Source organism: Allobosea sp. 01N443, from assembly GCF_056399325.1.
Genome location: NZ_JBFTRC010000090.1, coordinates 53,825 through 73,192, shown reverse-complemented (window position 1 = coordinate 73,192; position 19,368 = coordinate 53,825). Strand labels below are relative to the sequence as shown.

The 19,368-nt window shown below is 63.5% G+C and carries 20 protein-coding genes; 17 read left to right on the top strand and 3 right to left on the bottom strand.

Annotated features, from left to right (window positions below):
• Positions 1–20: 20 nt before the first annotated feature.
• From AC1DRP_RS21170 to AC1DRP_RS21135, 8 genes are all read left to right on the top strand, one after another.
• Positions 21–1,220, top strand: coding sequence for a CaiB/BaiF CoA transferase family protein (locus tag AC1DRP_RS21170; protein WP_441505751.1), 1,200 nt, complete (start codon positions 21–23; stop codon positions 1,218–1,220).
• A 74-nt stretch (positions 1,221–1,294) separates the two neighbouring features.
• Positions 1,295–2,533, top strand: a complete 1,239-nt coding sequence (locus AC1DRP_RS21165; RefSeq protein ID WP_476769451.1) for an ABC transporter substrate-binding protein — start codon at positions 1,295–1,297, stop codon at positions 2,531–2,533.
• Between the two features lie 13 nt (positions 2,534–2,546).
• Positions 2,547–3,422 (top strand): branched-chain amino acid ABC transporter permease, encoded by an 876-nt coding sequence (locus AC1DRP_RS21160; RefSeq protein WP_441505749.1) that lies wholly within the window; start codon positions 2,547–2,549, stop codon positions 3,420–3,422.
• 4 nt (positions 3,423–3,426) lie between these two features.
• Entirely contained in the window at positions 3,427–4,320 is an 894-nt protein-coding gene (locus AC1DRP_RS21155) for a branched-chain amino acid ABC transporter permease (protein WP_476769450.1), read from the top strand.
• A complete protein-coding gene (locus tag AC1DRP_RS21150; RefSeq protein WP_441505747.1) occupies positions 4,320–5,081 on the top strand; it encodes an ABC transporter ATP-binding protein in 762 nt (253 codons plus the stop codon). The genes AC1DRP_RS21155 and AC1DRP_RS21150 overlap by 1 nt, the downstream gene beginning before the upstream one ends.
• Entirely contained in the window at positions 5,078–5,821 is a 744-nt protein-coding gene (locus AC1DRP_RS21145; RefSeq protein WP_441505746.1) for an ABC transporter ATP-binding protein, read from the top strand. The genes AC1DRP_RS21150 and AC1DRP_RS21145 overlap by 4 nt, the downstream gene beginning before the upstream one ends.
• Before the next feature lie 16 nt (positions 5,822–5,837).
• The gene (locus AC1DRP_RS21140) at positions 5,838–7,184 is read left to right on the top strand and encodes an amidase (RefSeq protein WP_441505745.1); all 1,347 of its coding nucleotides are present in this window, start codon (positions 5,838–5,840) and stop codon (positions 7,182–7,184) included.
• Positions 7,185–7,243: 59 nt separating this feature from the next.
• A complete protein-coding gene (locus AC1DRP_RS21135; protein WP_476769449.1) occupies positions 7,244–7,564 on the top strand; it encodes a TetR/AcrR family transcriptional regulator in 321 nt (106 codons plus the stop codon).
• A 48-nt stretch (positions 7,565–7,612) separates the two neighbouring features.
• Here the strand turns inward: AC1DRP_RS21135 and AC1DRP_RS21130 are convergent, their stop codons facing one another.
• Positions 7,613–8,170, bottom strand: a complete 558-nt coding sequence (locus AC1DRP_RS21130) for a gamma carbonic anhydrase family protein (protein ID WP_441505743.1) — start codon at positions 8,168–8,170, stop codon at positions 7,613–7,615.
• Between the two features lie 77 nt (positions 8,171–8,247).
• Positions 8,248–8,991 (bottom strand): FadR/GntR family transcriptional regulator, encoded by a 744-nt coding sequence (locus tag AC1DRP_RS21125; RefSeq protein WP_441505742.1) that lies wholly within the window; start codon positions 8,989–8,991, stop codon positions 8,248–8,250.
• A gap of 422 nt (positions 8,992–9,413) precedes the next feature.
• On the opposite strand from AC1DRP_RS21125, the gene AC1DRP_RS21120 reads away from it, so the two are divergent.
• The 5 genes from AC1DRP_RS21120 (at position 9,414) to AC1DRP_RS21100 (ending at position 14,164) form a co-directional block, all read left to right on the top strand.
• A complete protein-coding gene (locus AC1DRP_RS21120; protein ID WP_476769462.1) occupies positions 9,414–10,073 on the top strand; it encodes an ABC transporter permease in 660 nt (219 codons plus the stop codon).
• 56 nt (positions 10,074–10,129) lie between these two features.
• On the top strand, positions 10,130–10,855 hold the full coding sequence (locus AC1DRP_RS21115; protein ID WP_441505814.1) for an ABC transporter permease: 726 nt from the start codon (positions 10,130–10,132) through the stop codon (positions 10,853–10,855).
• A gap of 12 nt (positions 10,856–10,867) precedes the next feature.
• Positions 10,868–11,644, top strand: coding sequence for an ABC transporter ATP-binding protein (locus AC1DRP_RS21110; RefSeq protein WP_441505740.1), 777 nt, complete (start codon positions 10,868–10,870; stop codon positions 11,642–11,644).
• A gap of 11 nt (positions 11,645–11,655) precedes the next feature.
• Positions 11,656–12,510, top strand: coding sequence for a transporter substrate-binding domain-containing protein (locus tag AC1DRP_RS21105; protein WP_441505739.1), 855 nt, complete (start codon positions 11,656–11,658; stop codon positions 12,508–12,510).
• Between the two features lie 223 nt (positions 12,511–12,733).
• On the top strand, positions 12,734–14,164 hold the full coding sequence (locus AC1DRP_RS21100) for an FAD-binding oxidoreductase (protein ID WP_441505738.1): 1,431 nt from the start codon (positions 12,734–12,736) through the stop codon (positions 14,162–14,164).
• 133 nt (positions 14,165–14,297) lie between these two features.
• Here AC1DRP_RS21100 and AC1DRP_RS21095 read toward each other — a convergent pair whose 3' ends face one another.
• Positions 14,298–15,221, bottom strand: a complete 924-nt coding sequence (locus AC1DRP_RS21095) for a LysR substrate-binding domain-containing protein (protein WP_441505737.1) — start codon at positions 15,219–15,221, stop codon at positions 14,298–14,300.
• A gap of 205 nt (positions 15,222–15,426) precedes the next feature.
• On the opposite strand from AC1DRP_RS21095, the gene AC1DRP_RS21090 reads away from it, so the two are divergent.
• From AC1DRP_RS21090 to AC1DRP_RS21075, 4 genes are all read left to right on the top strand, one after another.
• On the top strand, positions 15,427–16,476 hold the full coding sequence (locus AC1DRP_RS21090) for an ABC transporter substrate-binding protein (protein WP_441492493.1): 1,050 nt from the start codon (positions 15,427–15,429) through the stop codon (positions 16,474–16,476).
• A 142-nt stretch (positions 16,477–16,618) separates the two neighbouring features.
• Positions 16,619–17,692, top strand: coding sequence for an ABC transporter ATP-binding protein (locus AC1DRP_RS21085; RefSeq protein ID WP_476769448.1), 1,074 nt, complete (start codon positions 16,619–16,621; stop codon positions 17,690–17,692).
• Positions 17,685–18,548 (top strand): ABC transporter permease, encoded by an 864-nt coding sequence (locus AC1DRP_RS21080; RefSeq protein ID WP_476769447.1) that lies wholly within the window; start codon positions 17,685–17,687, stop codon positions 18,546–18,548. The genes AC1DRP_RS21085 and AC1DRP_RS21080 overlap by 8 nt, the downstream gene beginning before the upstream one ends.
• Complete coding sequence (locus AC1DRP_RS21075) at positions 18,545–19,339, top strand: ABC transporter permease (protein WP_441492496.1); 795 nt, start codon at positions 18,545–18,547, stop codon at positions 19,337–19,339. Before AC1DRP_RS21080 ends, AC1DRP_RS21075 begins: the two co-directional genes overlap by 4 nt.
• Positions 19,340–19,368: the final 29 nt, after the last annotated feature.

Here is a 19,368-nt window from a genome sequence, read left to right as displayed (position 1 = left end):
AGATGACAGGTAAAATTCCGATGAGCAGCCGTCCGTCGCCAATCTCCGGCATGAAGGTCCTCGATCTCTCCCAGATCATGGCGGGTCCTTACTGCACCATGGTCCTGGCCGATCTCGGTGCCGAGGTGATCAAGGTCGAGAAGCCCGTCACCGGCGACGATTCCCGTGAGATGGGCCCCTATGTGAACGGCGAGTCGACTTGCTTCGCGCAGATCAACCGGAACAAGGAGGGTATCTCCCTCAACCTGAAGGATCCGCAGGCGCGCGATATCCTTTACGACATGGTTCGCTGGGCCGATGTGGTGGTGGAGAACTACCGGGTCGGCGTGACGAAGTCCCTCGGGGTCGACTACGAGACGCTGAGCAAGATCAATCCGCGCCTGATTTACTGCTCGGTGTCCGGCTACGGCCAGACGGGGCCTTATTCCGGGAAGGGCGGCTTCGACCTGGTCGCCCAGGGCCTGACCGGCATCATGAGCATGACCGGCGAACCCGACGGCCGACCCCTCAAATCCGGTATCGCGATTTATGATGTTGGCGCGGGTCTCACGGCCGCCTATTCGATCATCGCGGCCCATGTCCATCAGCTTAAGACCGGCGAGGGCCAGCACATCGACATCTCCCTCGCCGAATGCGGTCTGCCCTGGTTCATCTGGGAGGCTGCCGCCTATTTCGCCGAGGGTACGGTGGCAAAGGCGACGGGCAGCCGCCACCGCGTTTCGGCGCCGTACCAGGCACTGCGCACCGGCGACGGCTTCATCATCATCGGAGCCGCGAACCAGCGGACGTGGGAGAAGCTCTGCCGGGATGTGATCGGCCGTCCGGAACTGATCACCGACCCGCGATTTGTGACCAATATGGACCGGCTCGAGAACATTAAGGCGCTCGAGCCCCTGCTCGAAGAGGCTTTCGCCTCCGCCGATGCTGCGACCTGGATCGCGCGCTGCGAGGCGGCCAGTGTCCCATGTGGTCCGATTAACGACTTCGGACAGGCGATGAATGACCCGCATTACATCGCTCGCGGCATGATCGAGGAGATCGACCATCCCAAGCTCGGTGCCATGCGGATGATCGGGATTCCGACCAAATTCTCGAAGACGCCAGGTGCAATCAGGAAGCCGGCCCCACTGCTCGGAGAGGATACCGACAGGGTCCTGCGTCGGTTCGGCATTTCGGATGACCAGATCGCGAGCCTACGAGGCCGCGGCGCCGTTCAATAGACCGTCACTCGGGGGCGGAAAGCCGCCCCCAACCGTCCAAGAATAACGGCAAAAGCCAACATAGGGGAACGATGATGAAACAGCCTTACAATCTGTCACGCCGCGCCTTTTTGGTCTCAGGGACCGCCGCAGCAGGCCTAGGGGCGCTTCCGGGCCAAAGCTTCGCGCAGGGGGAGCGGGTATTTCGGCTCGGCGCGCTCAACTCGATCACCGGCATCGGCGGCCCCTACGGCCCCTACATGTTGGAAGCGATCAAACTAGCGGTGGCCGAGGTCAACTCTGCGGGCGGTGCGGCGGGCCGCAAGTTCCAGCTCTTCGCCGAAGATGATCAGACGAAGCCCGAGGCGGCTGTCCTCGCGGTCAAGAAGCTCGTCGAGATCAACAAGGTCGAGGCGGTCGTAGGCATCTGGGCGTCCTCGGTCGGCCTGGCGACGATGCCGATCACCAACGACGCCAATCTGATCACGATGAACACCTGCGGCGCGCCGGAGATGCTCACCGAGAACAAGAAGGGCCTCGCCTGGATGTTCCAGGCTTCCAATGCGATCTTCGGGAATGCCTTTGCGGAGGTTGCGCGGCGCCGGGGCTTCAAGCGCCCCGCCGTCATGGCCTTCAACAACTCGACCTTTGTCGGGCAGGCGAACTATTTCAAGAGCGCCTGGGAGGCCAATGGCGGCAAGGTCAGCGCCTTTGTCGTCTACGAGCCCAACCAGAGCAGCTATCGCACCGAGCTTGCCCGTGTCCTCGCGTCGAAGCCGGATGTCATCTCGCTCAGCGCCTATCGTCCCGACGCCACCATCATCCTCAAGGAATGGTACCAGAGCGGCCAGGACTGCAAGTTCATCATGCCTGGCTGGACCGCCAACGAAGACCTCGTCAAGGCGCTCGGCAAGGAAGCGACGGAAGGGCTGATCTCGATCTCGAATGTCGCGGCCGAGCAGCATCCGGCGTTCAAGCGTTTCGCAGCCGAATTCAAGACGATCACCAAGCGCGAGCCCRATATTTTTGCCGCGCAGTGCTACGACATGGTGATCACGCTTGCCCTTGCCCTCGAAGCTGCGGGAGCCCAGGCGGACGTCGCCGCCATCAACGGTCAGATCCGCGCGGTCACCGGGACCGGAGGCACCAAGGCCAACTCCTTCGTCGAAGGCCGCGATATCCTGCGCAAGGGACAGAAGGTCGATTACGACGGGGCGTCCTCGCGTCTCGAGTTCGGCAAGCATGGCGAGACGGTGCCCGATTTCGGTGTGTTCGACATTCAGGACGGCAAGCTCGTCCTGAAAGAGACCATCCCCGGCCAGCTGCCGGCATAGGAAGGTCGCACCGATGGATTGGATCTCGATCGCTAACGCGGTCATCAACGGCGTCGTGATCGGGATGTTACTGGCCTTGCCCGCACTCGCGATCACGCTCGTGTTCGGCATTGCTCGCTTTCCCAATGCGGCCACCGGCGACTACATGACCCTGGGCGCCTACACGACCATTGCCTCCCAGATGTTTCTGGGAGGCTCGATCGTAACCGCCGTGCTCGGCGCGATGACGATGACCGCCGCTGTTTCGCTGTTGATGTATTTCTGGGTCTTCCGGGCACTGGCGGAACGCTCGCACGTCGCCCGGCTTATTGCTTCCATCGGCGTGGCCTTTGCCGTTCGCAGCACAATCACCTTCTTCGCGGGGCAGGACCAATATGTCGTGGACCTGCCACTGGTGCGGGCCTGGAATTTCGGCGGAATCCGCATCCTGCCGACGGATCTCTACATCGTCGGCGCTGCGATCATCGCGCTCCTGCTGGTTTTCTGCGTCATGTATCTGACCCCGACGGGACGTCGCATGAGGGCGATCGCGGACAGCTCGGAACTGGCCGCCGCGAGCGGCATTCGAGCGCGCAGGGTGATGATCTTCCTCTGGGCCGTGGCCGGAGCATTCTGCGGACTCGGTGGTGCGCTGCTGGGCATCAAGGCAGTGGTGCTGCCCGAACTCGGCTGGGAACTCCTGATGCCGATGTTTGCTGGCGTGATCCTCGGCGGGATCGGCAGCCCTGTGGGCGCGGTTCTGGGCATCGTGACGTTCAGCATCGCGCAGGAAGTCGCGAGCTTGTTCGTCGGCCCTGCCTACAAGGTCGTTCTCGCCTTCCTGATCCTTCTTTGCGTGCTGCTCCTGCGACCGCAGGGAATGTTCGGCCGTCCGATTGCAGCGAGGTGATGCCATGGAAGGCTATTTGATCGCGATCTCGATCAGCGTGCTGATCTATCTCCTGATGGCGAGCGGGCTGGCGCTGCAATACGGCTTCACCGGCCTGGTGAATTTCGGCCATGTCGGGTTCTTCGCCATCGGCTCCTACAYCTCGGCCCTGCTAGCATTGAAAGGGGTGCCGATCCCCGTCTCGCTGGCTGCAGCGACGGCGCTCGCCGCCCTCGCGGCCTACCCGTTGGGGATGATCTCGCTGCGGCTGGGCGGCGACTATCTCGCCATCGTCACGCTCGGCTTCTCCGAAGCTGTCCGCATGACACTGCAGACAGAGGAATGGCTGACGCGCGGCATGCATGGGCTGCCGGGCATCCCCAGGCTCTTTGCCGGTTGGGTCGATCCGAAAATGACCGATTTCTACATCTTTCTCTTGCTGCTTGCGGTCTGTGCCGTGGTCTTCCTGCTGATCCATCATATCATCAGGAGCCCGTTCGGCCGGGTGATCGAAGCCATCCGCGACAACGAGGTAGCGGTCAGGGCGCTGGGCAAGAATCCGGCCCAGTTCAAGACGCGATCCCTGATGATCGGGGCCGGAATCGCGGGCCTCGCGGGCGGACTCCAGGCCCATTACCTGACCTTCATCAGCCCCGAGCAATACGTCCCGCTCATCACCTTCTACATCTGGATCGCCCTTGTCCTGGGCGGTGTCGGATCATTGCGCGGCGTGGTCATCGGAACCGTATTGCTCGTCGGGTTCCTCGAAGGCTCGCGTTTCCTGCGCGATGTCTTCACCGGCGTCTCCGAGGTCCAACTGGCGAGCGTCCGGATCTGGATCATCGGCATGGCTCTGATCTGCGTCGTGCTCTACCGCCCGCAAGGCCTGTTCGGAAAATCGTCGCGGAGGAGCAACTGATGGCGCTCCTTTCGATAACCGATATCACGGCTCGCTTCGGCGGCTTTCGTGCCCTCGACTATGTTTCGCTCGAAGTCGGCGAAGGCGAACTGGTCGGGTTGATCGGAACGAATGGTGCGGGAAAGAGCACGCTGTTCTCGGTCGCCACCGGCTATATTCCGGCGGGGTCCGGCAGTGTGGTCTTCCAGGGCGAAGACATCACCGAAGTGCCGGTCCATCAGCGGGTCCGGCGCGGTCTCGCCCGCACATTCCAGGTCCCGCGTGAATTCAGCCACATGACGGTGTTCGACAACCTGATGGTGGCAGCGCGGGATCAGCGTGGCGAGAAGCTCGCCGCCCTGGTTTTCGCGCGCGGCGCGATCCGGCAGGAGGAAGAGCGACTGGCCGAGCGCGTGCGGGAAGTGATGGCCTTCCTCAACCTCGCGCGCGTCTCGGACGAACTGGCGGGCAAGCTCTCGGGCGGCCAGAAGAAGCTGCTCGAGATCGGCCGGCTGCTGATGCTCGAACCCAAATGCATCCTGCTCGACGAGCCTTTCGCCGGGGTGAATCCGGTTCTGATCGAGCAGCTCTGCGACCGGATCGTCGAGTTGAACCGGCGCGGCATCGCCGTGCTGATCATCGAGCACAATCTCGCCGAGCTCGCGCGCGTCGTGCCCCGACTCTACGCGATGGATCGCGGCAAGGTCATCGCCAGTGGCACGCCTGACGCGGTTCTCGCCGATCCGGGCGTCCGCGAAGCCTATATGGGGGGTGTGATATGAGCCTTCTGCAAATCGCCAACCTGTCCGGCGGTTACGGCGATGTCGACATCATCACCGGTATCGACATGCATGTCGGCGCCAGGGAAATCGTCACGATCGCGGGCACCAACGGCGCCGGCAAGTCGACCCTCATCAAGGCGGCGATGGGCATCCTGCCCCGTATCGCCGGCACCATGGTGTTCGACGGCATCGATCTGATGAAGCTGCAAATCGAGGACCGCGTCCGCATCGGCATTTCCTACGTGCCGCAAGTCCGAAACGTCTTTGGCACCCTGACCGTGCTGGAGAACCTGCAGGTCGTGGAACATGCGCCTGGCAAAAGCGCACGAATCCGCGACATGTTCGATCTCTTCCCCGCTCTGGCGGGGCGGCGCGGCACCTATGCGGAAAACCTCTCCGGCGGCGAGCGTCAGCAACTCGCCTTTGCGCGGGCCTTGATGTCCTCGCCCCGCCTGATCCTGCTTGACGAGCCGTCCGCGGCGCTGTCGCCGGCGCTGACCGACCAGGTCTTCGAGGAGGTCAAGCGGCTGCCGCAGGCCGATGTTGCGGTGCTGATGGTCGAGCAACGGGCACGTCAGGCGCTCGCCTTCAGCGACCGCGGATACATCCTCGATGCGGGGCGCATCGTCTTGTCTGACACAGGCGCAAGCCTGCTAGCCAACGAGGAAATGGGCGACGTCTATATCGGACGCGGCCAATCCCAGGCGGCAATGCCCCACGCACCTTCCACGCACGTCTAGAAACGGGACAGGCACAATGGACATTTCTTCCGTCGACCGGCCGGTGACGGCCAAACGGCCGGCTGCCTCGCGCACGGCCATGCTCACCGCGACCGAGGGCTTGCGAGCGCTCGATCAGGGGACTCTGACCTGCGAAGCCTGGGCACGCGCCTGCCTGGAGCGCATCGAGGAGCGCAATGGCGGCGTCAAGGCGTGGGTCCATGTGAACGCCGACGCCGCCCTCGCTCACGCGCGGGCTCTCGACCGGAACGGCCGTAGCCGCCTGTTCGACGGCGTCCCGCTCGGTCTCAAGGATACGATCGACACCGCCGACATGCCGACTGAGCTGGGCGATCCCGAGATATTTCCTCGCCGCCAGCCGCAGTCCGACGCGCCGGTGGTTTCGATGGCGCGCAATTTCGGCTTCACCATCCTTGGGAAGAACACGGTCTCGCGGCACGCCATCATGCTGCCGGGACCCGCACGCAATCCTCACGATCTGACGCGCACGCCGGCGGCCTCCTCGGCCGGCTCCGGCGCCGCCGTCGCCGATTTCATGACGCCGATCTCCATCGGCACACAGACGGCCGGCTCGATCCTGAGGCCATCCGCCTTCTGCGGAGCGGTAGGCTTCAAGCCAACGCTGGACGCCATTCCCTATGTCGGCATCAGGACCTATTCGCGCCCGCTCGACGTCATCGGGCCGATCTGTCGCTCGGTGGAAGACGCGACGCTCTTCATGCGCGGCTTCACCCGCGATCCGCGCTTCGATGCAACGACATCCGTGCGTACCGACATGCGCGTCGGCGTGTGGAGGACGAAGGATTTCGATAAGGCCGATCCCGCTGCGCTGGCCATCTTCGAGGACAATCTGCGCAAACTGGAAGCGGCAGGTGCGACCGTCCAGTCGCTGGTCATGCCCGCGATCTTCGAGACGATCGGGGAAGCGCAGGATGTGATCATGGCCTATGATCTGGCGCGCGAGTATGCCGACATCAAGCGCAACCATGCGGACAAGTGCGATCGCGAACTGATCGAATACCTCGAACTCGGCGAGAGCTACTCCGCCGACGATTATGCGCGTGCGCTCGACGCCGCGGACGCGTGCCGCAGGGCCTTCCACGATCTCGCGCGCGATGTCGACGTGCTCGTCATGCCGTCGACCTTGGGCGAGGCGCCGGAGGCGACGAGCACCGGCAGCTCCGCCTTCATCCGCATCTGGTCCCTGCTGCACAACCCTTCGATCACCTTGCCGGTGTCTCGCGGACCAGCAGGCTTGCCGCTCGGTTTCCAGGTGGTCGGCTGCGTCAAGGAAGATGCGCGCCTGCTCTACTGGTCTCGCTGCATCGAAACCATCCTGGGAAGCTCGGCCCATATCGCCTGATTGGCCCGAGCCGCGACGCCTGGCTGGAACTCTCATGGGATCCAGTGCACAAGCGATGGATGACGACGAGCTTTAGACCGGAGCAACGGGAGAGCGGCAGGGATGCGATCGTACGCACCGCAACCCTGCTGTTCGGTGAGCGCGGTTATCAGGGGGTGAGCATGCGCCTCCTGGCGGAGCAGCTCGGCATCACCGCCCCCAGCCTCTATCACCATTTCTCCTCAAAGGAGGCGCTGCTCTTCGCCGTCCTCGAGGACAATCAACGGGATTTCCTCGCAACGACCGAGGAAGCCGTCGCGAAGGCAGCTCCCGACCCAAGGCGCCCTCGATGTGTGACGGCGTCATCACCTGGTATCGCAGCAACGGCAGGCTTACCGTGAAAGAAGCGGCCGGGCTCTATGCCACCATGGCGCTTGACCTCGTCGGCGTCAGACCAGATGCCGGGAGCTCCGCGCTGGATGGTCAATTGCCATCTCCGCGATGAAGCGTCGGTGGTTGGAGACATATTCCGCCGCGGTCTCCGCGATGTCGTGGATCTCCTGATCCGTCAACGACCGCACCGCCTTGGCAGGGGCCCCCACGATCAGCGAGTTCGGTTCGAAGCGCTTGCCCTGGGTGATGAGAGCGTTTGCGCCGACGATGCAGTTTTCTCCGATGACGGCGCCGTTCAGAATGGTCGAGCCCATGCCGACGAGCACCCGGTCGGCAAGCGTGCAGCCGTGCAGAACGGCGCGGTGCCCGACAGTGCACGAGGCGCCGACCGCCAAAGGATATCCTGCGTCCACGTGGAGCACGGCGCCGTCCTGAATGTTTGATCCGGCACCGATCGATATGCGGTCATTGTCGCCCCGGATGACGGCGGCGAACCAAACGCTGGTGTCGTCATCGAAGATGACGTCGCCGATGATCGAGGCATCGGGGGCGAACCAATAGCGGCCCGAGCGCGGAAGGGTCGGGCGCAGATCGCCCAGGTTCATGATTGGCATGGATCTTCTGTGGAGACCGAGGGATTTTGAGGCTTCTCACGGGGCAGGGCGCGGGCATCCGCCTCCCTTGCGCGAGTCTAGAAGCCGACCGAGAGACCCAGCCGCTTCGCTGCGTTCATGACGTGCCGCCGGGCGGCGCTGCGTGCCGCCTCCACACGTTGCTCGACAATATTGTCATAGATTTCCTTATGTTCCATGAGAACTGCCTCCGGCCGGCCGACATAGGAGGAAGAATTCAGACGGGCGATGCGGACAGAGTTCTTGAGCTGCGCTCCAAGAAGATCAACCAGCTCGAGAATGAACGCATTTCCGGTCGCCTTGGCGATCGTGCTGTGGAAAGCGAAGTCCGCGTCAATGCCGTCATCCCCATCGCGGATATTCGCATCAATGGCGTGGAGACACTGAGAGAGCGCGCGCAAGTCGCTGTCCGAACGCCTTAGCGCGGCATAGCCCGCCGCATCACCCTCGAGAGTCAGGCGCAATTCGAAGACCTGCGACAGCTGCTCGCGATTATTCTCGATCTCTCGTGGATCGAGCCGGAACGATCCCGCGGCGCGCATGCTCGTCACGAAGGCGCCGCTGCCCTGGCGCGCGTCGACCAGCCCCTCCTGCTTGAGCCTCGAGATGGCTTCCCTGATGACGGCTCGGCTGACACCCATGCTCCGTGAGAGTGCGAACTCGGTCGGCAATTTCTGGCCGATCTCGAGTTCGCCCCCGCTGATGCGTGCCGCGAGATCGCCGGCGATCTGCTCGGCAAGGTTCGGCCGTCGCAAGGGACGAGGCTCTTCGGCAGGCGTGGATCCGGCGCTCTTGGCTTTCATTTCACCCAATCCCTATCAAAGGAATATTTGTCGGGCAACTTTGATCGTCGCTGGAATGCGGCGCTTGTTCATGCTGCAGGAACACATTCTCGGGGCAGGCCTCTGCTCGATTCCAGGCGGAGCGTGTCATCTTCCCGCGAAACCTATGAAAGGCTCGCGCGCCCAGCTGTGTAACTCGATTCAGGGACATTCTTCGCGCTGCTTGGTTTTCGCGATCCGCAAAGTCGGGCGGAACGCGACCGCGCTTGACGGCCATCTTCTAGTATGTCTTTTTGTCCGACAACCAAACGCTTGTTAAGTTCAAGACAAGAACAAAGAATGCAGCATCCGGGGAGGCTGACGTGAACGCAATCAAACTGCCATACGAGTCGAACGGCGGATGCATAGCCCAGCGGAGGTGCCCTGGAGGTTGGGGCGTGGCGATGCTGGTCGCTGCCGGCGTGACCTTATCAGTCGCCGCCTGCGGCTTCCTCCTCGGTTCTGTGATCGGTGGCCTTGTTGCCTGGGTGAAGCTGTCAGGCGGTGCGGTCGCTCGCGCTGCGGCCGATGCCTACACCACGATTCTTCGCGGCATTCCGGACCTTCTCATCATCTACCTCTTCTATTTCGGGGGGAGCGCGCTGCTCAGCAGCATCGCGGGACTTTTCGGTCCCGGGGGCTTCGTCGGTGTGTCGGGGTTCGCCGCGGGTGCCGCTGCGATCGGCATTATCTCCGGCGCCTATCAGTCAGAGGTCTTTCGAGGCGCGTACACGGCGCTGAACTGGGGTGAGATCGAGGCGGCGAAATCCGTGGGCATGCACCGCACGCTGATGTTCCGCCGCATCATCGCGCCACAGGTGCTGCGATATGCCATCCCGGGCCTGGGCAATGTCTGGCAACTGGCCTTGAAGGAGTCCGCCCTCGTCTCGGTCACGGGGCTGGTCGAGCTGCTCCGCCAGTCGGCCATTGGCGCCGGCTCCACGCGTGAGCCGTTCAGCTTCTATCTCGCTGCCGCTGTGCTCTACCTGGCAATCACCACGGTTTCCTCATGGGGATTCCGGCGCGCCGAGAGCTACGCGATGCGCGGCGTCCGGAGAGCCTGAATGCAGCCCGCTCACATGCCCATCACCCTCAAGCATCCTGAGAAGCGAAGCCCGTGATTGACGCCGCATTCATGGGGGAAACCTTCCTCAAGCTGCTGGAAGGACTGCCCCTCACACTCAAACTCACGTTTTCATCCGTCACTCTGGGTCTGATCGTTGCGATGGCCCTCGCGACGATGCGCATGTCAGGGGTGCCGGTCCTGGACTGGCTTGCGCGCAGCTATGTGTTCGTGTTCCGCGGGACGCCGCTTCTTGTTCAGATCTTCCTCATCTACTACGGGCTCGGTCAATTTCGGCTGGCCCTGCAGGCCATGAACCTATGGGGTTTCTTCCGCGAGCCGTATTGGTGCGCTCTGCTCGCCCTGACCCTGAATACCGCCGCCTATGTGAGCGAGATCATCCGCGGAGGCTTGCAGTCCGTCCCGCAAGGTCAGATCGAAGCGGCACGCGCCTGCGGGATGTCGCCGCTTCTCCTCTATCGGCGGATCATCGTTCCGATTGCTGTCCGTCAGGCACTTCCGGGCTACGGCAATGAAATCATCCTGATGGTGAAGGCGACCTCGCTCGCCTCGATCATCACGATGATGGAAGTGACCGGCATTGCGCATAAGCTGATTTCGCAGAGCTTCCGCGCGATCGAGATCTTCATCTGCGCCGGGGCCATCTACCTCATTCTCAATTTCCTCGTGACGCGGGCCATTCAAGCCCTGGAGCACAGGCTTTCGCCGCATCTGCGGGACGCGCCCATGCCCATTCAGCGCCTTGAGCCGGTCCATGAGTAGCGGAGACGATCGGTGACCTCATTGTCCACGCCAGCCGTTTCGGTGCGCGATCTGCGCAAAAGTTTCGGCTCCTTGGAAGTTTTGCGCGGTATTTCGCTCGATGCGGCCGAGGGACAGGTGATCTCAATCCTCGGCTCGTCGGGCTCCGGCAAGTCAACGATGCTTCGATGCATCAACGTGCTGGAGACGCCCGACGCCGGCGAGATCGCGATCGGCGGTGAAGTCATTGCACTGCGCAAGGGCCGAAACGGACGCACGGAGCCGGCTAATCGCTCCCAGGTCGACCGGATCCGCTCCCGCGTCGCGATGGTCTTCCAGAGCTTCAATCTCTGGTCGCACCTGACGGTGCTTGAGAACGTCATCGAGGCGCCGATCCATGTGCAAAAGCGACCAAGGGCGGAGTGCATCGCCGAGGCCGAGGCGCTGCTTGCGAAGGTCGGCATCGTCGACAAGCGCAACCACTATCCGGCTCATCTGTCGGGCGGCCAGCAGCAGCGTGCCGCAATCGCGCGCGCCCTCGCCATGAAGCCGAAGCTGATGCTGTTCGACGAGCCAACCTCGGCGCTCGATCCCGAACTCGTCGGCGAGGTCCTGCGCGTCATGCGATCGCTGGCGGAAGAGGGCCGCACCATGCTCGTGGTCACGCACGAAATGGGTTTTGCCCGGGATGTCTCGTCTCGCGTGGTGTTCCTCCACAAGGGGATGGTGGAGGAGGACGGGCCGCCTGGCGAAGTATTCAGCGCACCAACATCGCCACGGTTTCGACAATTCATCTCTGAGCATCGTTAGGAGGGGACACGATGAACAACCCGAGATTTCGACTGGGCTGGCTGGCGCTGAGCGCTTGCGCATTCCTGGCGACTGCCGCCGAAGCACAGCAGGGAAAGGAGATCACCATCGCAACCGAAGGTGCCTTCATGCCCTGGAACTACACCGAGCCGAGCGGGAAGCTCGGCGGTTTCGACGTCGAGTTGGTGAACGATCTCTGCCGCCGGATGAATGCCAAGTGCAAGGTCGTCGGTCAGGACTGGGCCGGCATCATCCCGGCTCTCCAGGCCGGAAAGCACGATGCGGTGATGACGGGAATGAACATCACCGACAAAAGGCTGGCGGTGATCGGCTTTTCGAGGCCCTACGCCACGAGCCGCCACGTCTTCGCGACGATGACCGATCGCGAAATGCTCAATCTGCCCAAGAGCGGACAGCTGATCGACATCACATCTCTGAACGACGACGGCAAAAACACGATTGAGCAGATGAAAAAGCTGATCAAGGGGAAAACGATCGGCGTGCAGACATCGACCAACGCCCTTGCATTCCTGGAGACCTACTTCAAGGGAGACATCGAGATCAGGGAGTACAAGACAGCCGAGCAGCATGATCTTGATCTCTCCGCAGGTCGCATCGATGCGGTGTTCGTCGATTACGCGTCTGCGATGTCGTCGCGTGAAAGGAAGGAACTGAACGGCATGACCGTTGCGGGGCCGTCATTTCGCGGCGGACTGCTTGGTCGTGGCGTCGCGATCGGCCTGCGCAAGGACGATGGCGAGCTCAAGCAACGCTTTGACCAGGCGATCGAGCAGGCACTCGCGGATGGCACGATCAAGACTCTGTCGATGAAATGGTTCAAGTCCGACATGTCGCCTCCGCAATAGTCCCGTCGATGGAGTGGATTGACGGACTGGATCTTGAGAACCCCCGGGCGGGCAGGGCTGTCGGCCGAGCCCACCCGGACCGAACTCCGCCTGTTGACCTTAGGTCGGCAAGGCCAGGCACAATCAGTGGCCGGTGCAAGCAAAGCGAATCCGTCTGACGGGGCGAGAGTTCCCAAACGGTTCCGATCAACACGCCCGGATTTGCCAGCGATCGAGCACAGACATGAGCGACACCAGACATCTTGACGCCATCAGCGCAATCGTCGGGACCAAGGGATTGGTCACAGACGCTGCCGATAGGCGCCGATACGAGGTCGGAGCACGGTATGACGAGGGGAGGGCGCTATTCGTCGTCCGGCCCGGGACAACCGAAGAGGTGTCCCGCATCGTCGCCTATGCGGTCTCGAATGGCATTCGCCTCGTGCCCCAAGGCGGGAATACGGGTGTGGTCGGGGGATCCACTCCCGATCAGTCGGGAACGCAGGTCGTTCTCAGCGTCGACCGCTTGAGCGCTCCGCTCGAAATCGATCTGACCAATCGCACGGTGACGGTAGGGGCCGGCGTTCGCTTGTCGACGCTGAATGAGACCCTCGCGACGCATGGGCTCTTTCTGCCGATCGATCTCGGCGCAGATCCGATGGTTGGCGGCATGATTGCCACGAACACCGGTGGCGCTCGCTTCCTCCGTTATGGCGCCATGCGGCGACAGGTTCTGGGTCTGGAGGTCGTGCTTCCAGATTGCAATGGCACCATCCTTGACCTCACAACCGGCCTGCGGAAGGACAACGCGCATATCGACCTGAAACATCTCTTCGTCGGGACGAGCGGGGCGTTCGGCGTTATTACAAGGGCGGTTCTCGAAGTGCAGCGCGTCCCGCGACAGGTCGCGACGGCGTTGCTCGTGCCGCGTGACGATGAGGCCATTCCCCTCCTGCTCACGGCGCTTGAGGAAGCGTGCGGCGAGTATCTGAGCGCCGTCGAGGGGATTTCGCGGAACGCGATGAAGCGAACATTTGCCCATGTCGAGCGCCTGAGGAATCCGTTCGCTCGCGGCGAGATTCCGCCTTACGCGATCCTCGTCGAACTGACCCGGAATTGGCCCGAGCGCGGGCATGAAGCCGCGCTCCCAGCCGTTCTCGAGACCGTTCTCGCCGAGCTGTTCGAGCAGGATGATCCGCTGCTCGCCGATGCGCTGATTGGTCGGTCGGAGGAACTCTGGGCGTTGCGGCATTCCTTGCCGGAGGGGCTGAAGGCGGCGGGGCATGTGATCGCCTTCGATCTTTCCCTGAAGCGCTCAGACCTTGTTCCCTTCCGAACCGAGATCATTCCGCTCCTCAACGCCGAGTTCCCCGAGCTCGAGCTCTGCGATTTCGGGCATATTGCCGATGGCGGCATGCACTTCAATCTTGTGCATCCCGGCCGGCCAGATGCCGCCTATATCGACCGCGTCCGGGACAAGGTGCTGGACGTCGTGATCCGAGGCTACGCGGGCAGTTTTACCGGCGAGCATGCGCTGGGCCGATCAAACCAGTCTCTCTACGATCGATACACACCGGAACTCGTGAAGCAGCTTTCGGGATCTCTCCAGGGCGCGCTGACCGAGGCTACGATGGGAAACGTGCGTTTCGCGTCGGCGAACCGGGCGCCTCGTTAGCGCGGTTCTCCGGGTCTCAACTGCGTTCATCCTGCCGGTGCTGAAATGACCTGAGACGCAACTGCGCCAGCAGGGCCCCGGCTGGAGCAGGCGCTTGGAGACGCCCGCCTACGGACGGGAGTCCAGGTTCGGCTCACGGCGCCCCCGAGCTTGGAGCCTTTCCGTGCACCTTCTGGCGCTCAAGATGCAGATGCGCGACGAAGTCGGAGACAAGTTGCGAGCGCAGGCTGTGCGAGGGGTAGAGAACTCCGAAATTATAGGCGATGGCCGGCCGGAACGGACGGGAGACTAACCCCAGCGGTTCGAACGCTTTTGCCGTGAACGGGTCCGCAATCGTCAGGCCCAGTCCCTGCGCCACCATCTGGCAAGCAATGGCGGCGATCGGGGTTTCGACGCGAACGTCGCAGCGCACCCTGGCGTCGTCGAGCACCTGCTGCAGCGAGCGGGACATGAAACTCCCCGCGCCCTTGCCGATGAACGGCATGCCGTCCAGGTCCTGCGGGACGATCTCCGGCCGCACCGCAAGCGGGTGACCGGCCGGCATCACGCAGACGCCGATGGCAGGGTCGAACAGCTCGATCTCGACACCGGGCTTGTCCATCGGGAGCATCGCGAAGCCGACATCGAATTGCTGTGTCGAAACCCACGAGGCAATCGACTCCGAACGCTGCGCCTGGATCGCAGCGGCGACGCTCGGGCGGTCCTTGAGAAATCCGGCAAGGGCGACAGGCAGGAAGGTGTGCGCCAGCGCGGGCATGCTGACGATCCGCAACTGCTCGACGCGGCGCTCCTTGATCTGGGCGGCGCGCTCGCTGATCCGTTCGAGCCCGACGAAACTGCGCTCGACTTCCTGATGCAGGGCCATCGCTTCGGGCGTCGCGACCGTGCGGCCATCGCTGCGCGTGAACAACACGAATCCGACCGCCTCCTGCAGCTCCTTCATCAATCGGCTGATCGAGGGCTGGGAGCTGCGAAGCAGGCGCGCGGCCTTGGTGAAGCTCCCGACATGCAGAACCGCGTTGAAGGCTTCGGCATGCCTGTGGGTGATCTGAGCCAAATCCGGCACTCCATTCCCGTTCCGCTACGGTCGGCCTGACCGGGCATTGCGACCCGGTCGGTGCGCCGGCAGGGCAATCGCGGCGATACCATATCAAATCTGAATGGCGTGATCCATAATCAGTCGATTGACAGATGGGTGCCGCTCCCCAACCCTTGGCTGCAACGGGGGCCGTGTTCCCCGGCCAAACAGGGGATTTTTCGGCATGGCCACTTTGCGTTCGACTTCGCTTGGATCCGTCTTCGCCCTCGCGCTCGCCACGGGCGGCCTTGTCAGCGCGGGAGCGAGCGCCCAGCAGACGATGTATGTCGCGGGCTATGGCGGCTCCTTCGAGCGCCTGATGCGCACCGCGATCATTCCGCCCTTCGAGAAGGCGAACAACGTCAAGGTCGAGTATGTCGCGGGACAGTCGACGGCGACGCTCGCCAAGCTGCAGGCCCAGCGCGGCAAGCAGGAGATCGACGTCGCCATGGTCGATGACGGCCCGATGTATCAGGCCGTGCAGTTCGGGTTCTGCGCGCCGATCGAGAAGGCCCCGGTGCTCGACGATGTCTATCCGATCGCGAAACTGGACGAGAAGGCCATCGCCTTCGGCATCGGCGTCACCACCCCGGTCTACAATGCCAAGATCTTCAAGGAGAAAGGCTGGCCGGTGCCGACCTCCTGGGGCGACCTCGGCAACAGCGCCTATAAGGGGCAGCTTGCCCTGCTCGGCGCCGCCAGCACGACCGGCCTGCATGGGCTGATCATGGTGGCGCGCGCCGAGGGCGGCGGCGAGAGCAAGATCGAGCCCGGCTTCGCCGCCTTCAAGGACAAGATCCGGCCCAATATCCTGACCTTCGCACCCTCCGCACCGAAGCTCGAGGAGCTGCTGCAAAGCGGCGAGATCGCGCTGACCGTGATCTCGCGCTCGCGCGCCGTCGCGCTGAAGAAGGAGGGCCTGCCGCTTGAAGTGGCCGAGCCGAAGGAAGGGGCCGGCGCACTGATGGTGACGATGTGCCCCGTCGTTGACAGCGACGTGGCGCCGCAATCGCAAAAGTTCATCCAGCACATGCTCTCGCCAGCCATCCAGAAGGTCTTTGCCGGCGCGGGCTATGGCCCGGTGAACCGCAAGACGGAGCTGACGGCGGATGAAGCCGCGGGGCTGGCGGTCGGCGACCAGGCCGTTTCCAAGCTCGCCAAGATCGACTGGCCGACCGTCAACCAGAACCGGGCTGCGTGGACGCAGCGCTGGAACCGCGAGATCGAGCGCTAGATCAGCGGACCGGATCTTATCCGATTCGCCGATCTAACCTTTTGATCTGCATCACCTTTCGGGCCGATTCCTGAAGCCCTCGTTCCTCCGGACATCAGGCCTGCGCCAAGGGCGCAGGCGGTTTCATGGATCACCCTCGACTATGGCCAAGATCGCCCTTCGCGGGCTTACCAAGCGCTTTGCCGCCTTCACGGCGCTCAACGGAATCGACCTGGCGATCGAGCCCGGCGAGTTCGTCGGGCTGCTCGGTCCGTCCGGCTGCGGCAAGACCACGACGCTGAACATCGTCGCCGGCTTCGAGGAGCCGACCAGCGGCGAGGTACTGCTCGACGGGCGCAGCCTCCGGGGTGTTCCGGCCAGCCAGCGCGGCATGGGCATCGTCTTCCAGAGCTATGCCCTGTTCCCGCACCTGACGGTCGCCGAGAATGTCGCGTTCGGGCTCGAAATGCGGAAGATCGCCAAGCCCGCCCGTCAGCAGAAGGTCAAGGAAGCGCTCGATCTGGTGCGTCTCGGCCATCTCGCCGAGCGCTATCCCCGGCAATTGTCCGGCGGGCAGCAACAGCGGGTCGCGCTGGCGCGGGCGCTCGCCATCGAGCCCGCCCTGTTGCTGCTCGACGAGCCGCTTTCCAATCTCGATGCCAAGCTGCGCGAGGAAATGCAGGTCGAGATCCGGGCGATCCAGCGCCGCGTCGGCACGACGACGATCATGGTCACGCATGATCAGGCCGAGGCGCTGGCGACCTGTGACCGGATCGCGGTGATGGATGCCGGGCGGATCGTCCAGCTTGCCGATCCGTTGACGCTCTATGACGCACCGACGAGCCATTTCGCCGCGAGCTTCGTCGGCCGCTCCTCCCAACTCAAGGCAAGGATCGTCTCGGTGGAGGCCGGGCGTTGCTCGCTGCGCATCGAGGGCGTCGAGGCGGCGGTGCCCGGCACGGCGCAGCCCTCGCTTTCGGCAGGCAGCGCGGTGGTGATCGCCTTGCGCCCGGAAAAGGTCCGCCTCGTGCCGCCCGGGACCGGTTTTCTCGGCGGTCGGCTGACATCACGGGTCTTCCAAGGCAGTTCATGGCTGTTCTCCGTCGAGACGGCCATTGGTGCGGTCCTGTCGTCGGRGCCGCATCGTGGAGTGCCCGCCTTCAACGAGGGCGACGATGTCGGGCTCAACTGGCGGCCCGAGGATGCCGCCATCATCGCGGACGCGCATCATGGCTGAGGCATCCAGGAGCCGCGTGCCGCTGCTGCTCAGTCTGCCGGCGCTGCTCTTCTTCGCAGCGCTTCTGGTGACGCCGCTGGTGATGATCGCCGTGCTGAGCTTCCAGTCCTTCGACCTCGCGACCGGTGCGACCGGCGGGGCGACACTGTCGAACTTCGCGGATACGCTGGGCGATCCCTATTACCACACCATCTTCCTGCGGACGGTCGGGATCGCGCTGGCGACGACGGTGCTCTGCGTGCTGATCGGCGCACCCGAAGCCTATTTCCTGTCGCGGATGCGACCACCCTGGCGCTCGATCTTCCTGATCGTGACGCTGAGCCCGCTGCTGATCTCGGTCGTGGTGCGCACGCTCGGATGGGCGCTGCTGTTCGGCCGCAACGGTGTGATCAACAACGTCGCCTCCGGGCTCGGCCTGACGAGCGGGCCGATCCCGATGCTCTACACCATCCAGGGCGTCGTCATCGCGCTCGTCCATGTCGCGGTGCCGTTCATGATCATCTCGGTCTGGGCCGCCCTGCAACGGCTCGACCCCAAGGTGGTTCGTTCGGCGCAGTCGCTCGGCGCTGGCGAGACCACGATCTTCATCAGGATCATCCTGCCCCAGATCGTGCCCGGCATCCTGTCGGGATCGCTGATCGTCTTCGCGCTCGCGGCCAGTGCCTTCGCGACGCCCGCGATCATCGGCGGGCGCCAGCTCAAGGTCGTCGCCACCGCCACCTATGACGAGTTCCTGGGCACGCTGAACTGGCCGCTCGGCGCGGCGATCGCGATCGTGCTGCTCATCGTCAACGCCACGATCATGCTGACCTATAACCGCTTGCTCGAGCGGCGCTATGCGAGGTTTGCCCAATGAACCGCAACGGCCCCGTCGCGCTCCTCTGCCACAGCCTGTTCGTCATCTTCATGCTGGCACCGCTAATTGTGGTGATGTGGATGTCGCTGACGCCGAGCAACCTGCTCTCGCTGCCCACGACCTCGTTCTCGCTGCGCTGGTTCAGGGCCATCCTGGCCAATCCGCAGTTCGTTTCCGCCTTCTGGATGAGCATCGTGCTCGGCGTCGTTGCCGCGACCTGCGCGATGGCGCTCGCCGTGCCGGCCGCGCTCGCTCTGGCACGGCATCAATTCCCCGGGCGCGAGGCCCTGGTCGGGCTGTTCCTGTCGCCGCTGATCATCCCGCATGTCGTGCTCGGCGTCGCGTTCCTGCGCTTCTTCACACAGGTCAATATTACCGGCTCGACCGCAGGCCTGCTCGCCAGCCACGTGCTGATCATTTTCCCCTATGGGCTGAGGCTGGTGCTCGCGGCCCTGACCGCGGCCGATCCGGCGCTCGAACGCGCCGCGATCTCGCTCGGCGCCTCCAGCTGGACCGTGTTCCGGCGGGTGGTGTTTCCGCTGATGATCCCCGGCGTCGCCGGCGGCTGGGTGATCTCATTCATCCAGAGCTTCGACGAGGTGACGATGACGGTGTTCGTGGCGACGCCGTCCTCGATGACGCTGCCGGTCAAGATGTACCACTACATCGAGGAATCGATCGATCCGCTCGTCGCCTCGGTCTCGACCGTCGTCATCCTGCTGACCTTCCTGCTGATGGTCCTCGTCGACCGCATCTACGGGCTCGATCGCATGCTGGTCGGGAAAGGCTGACTAGCCGGGCTGACCGGCAAGCGCGGACA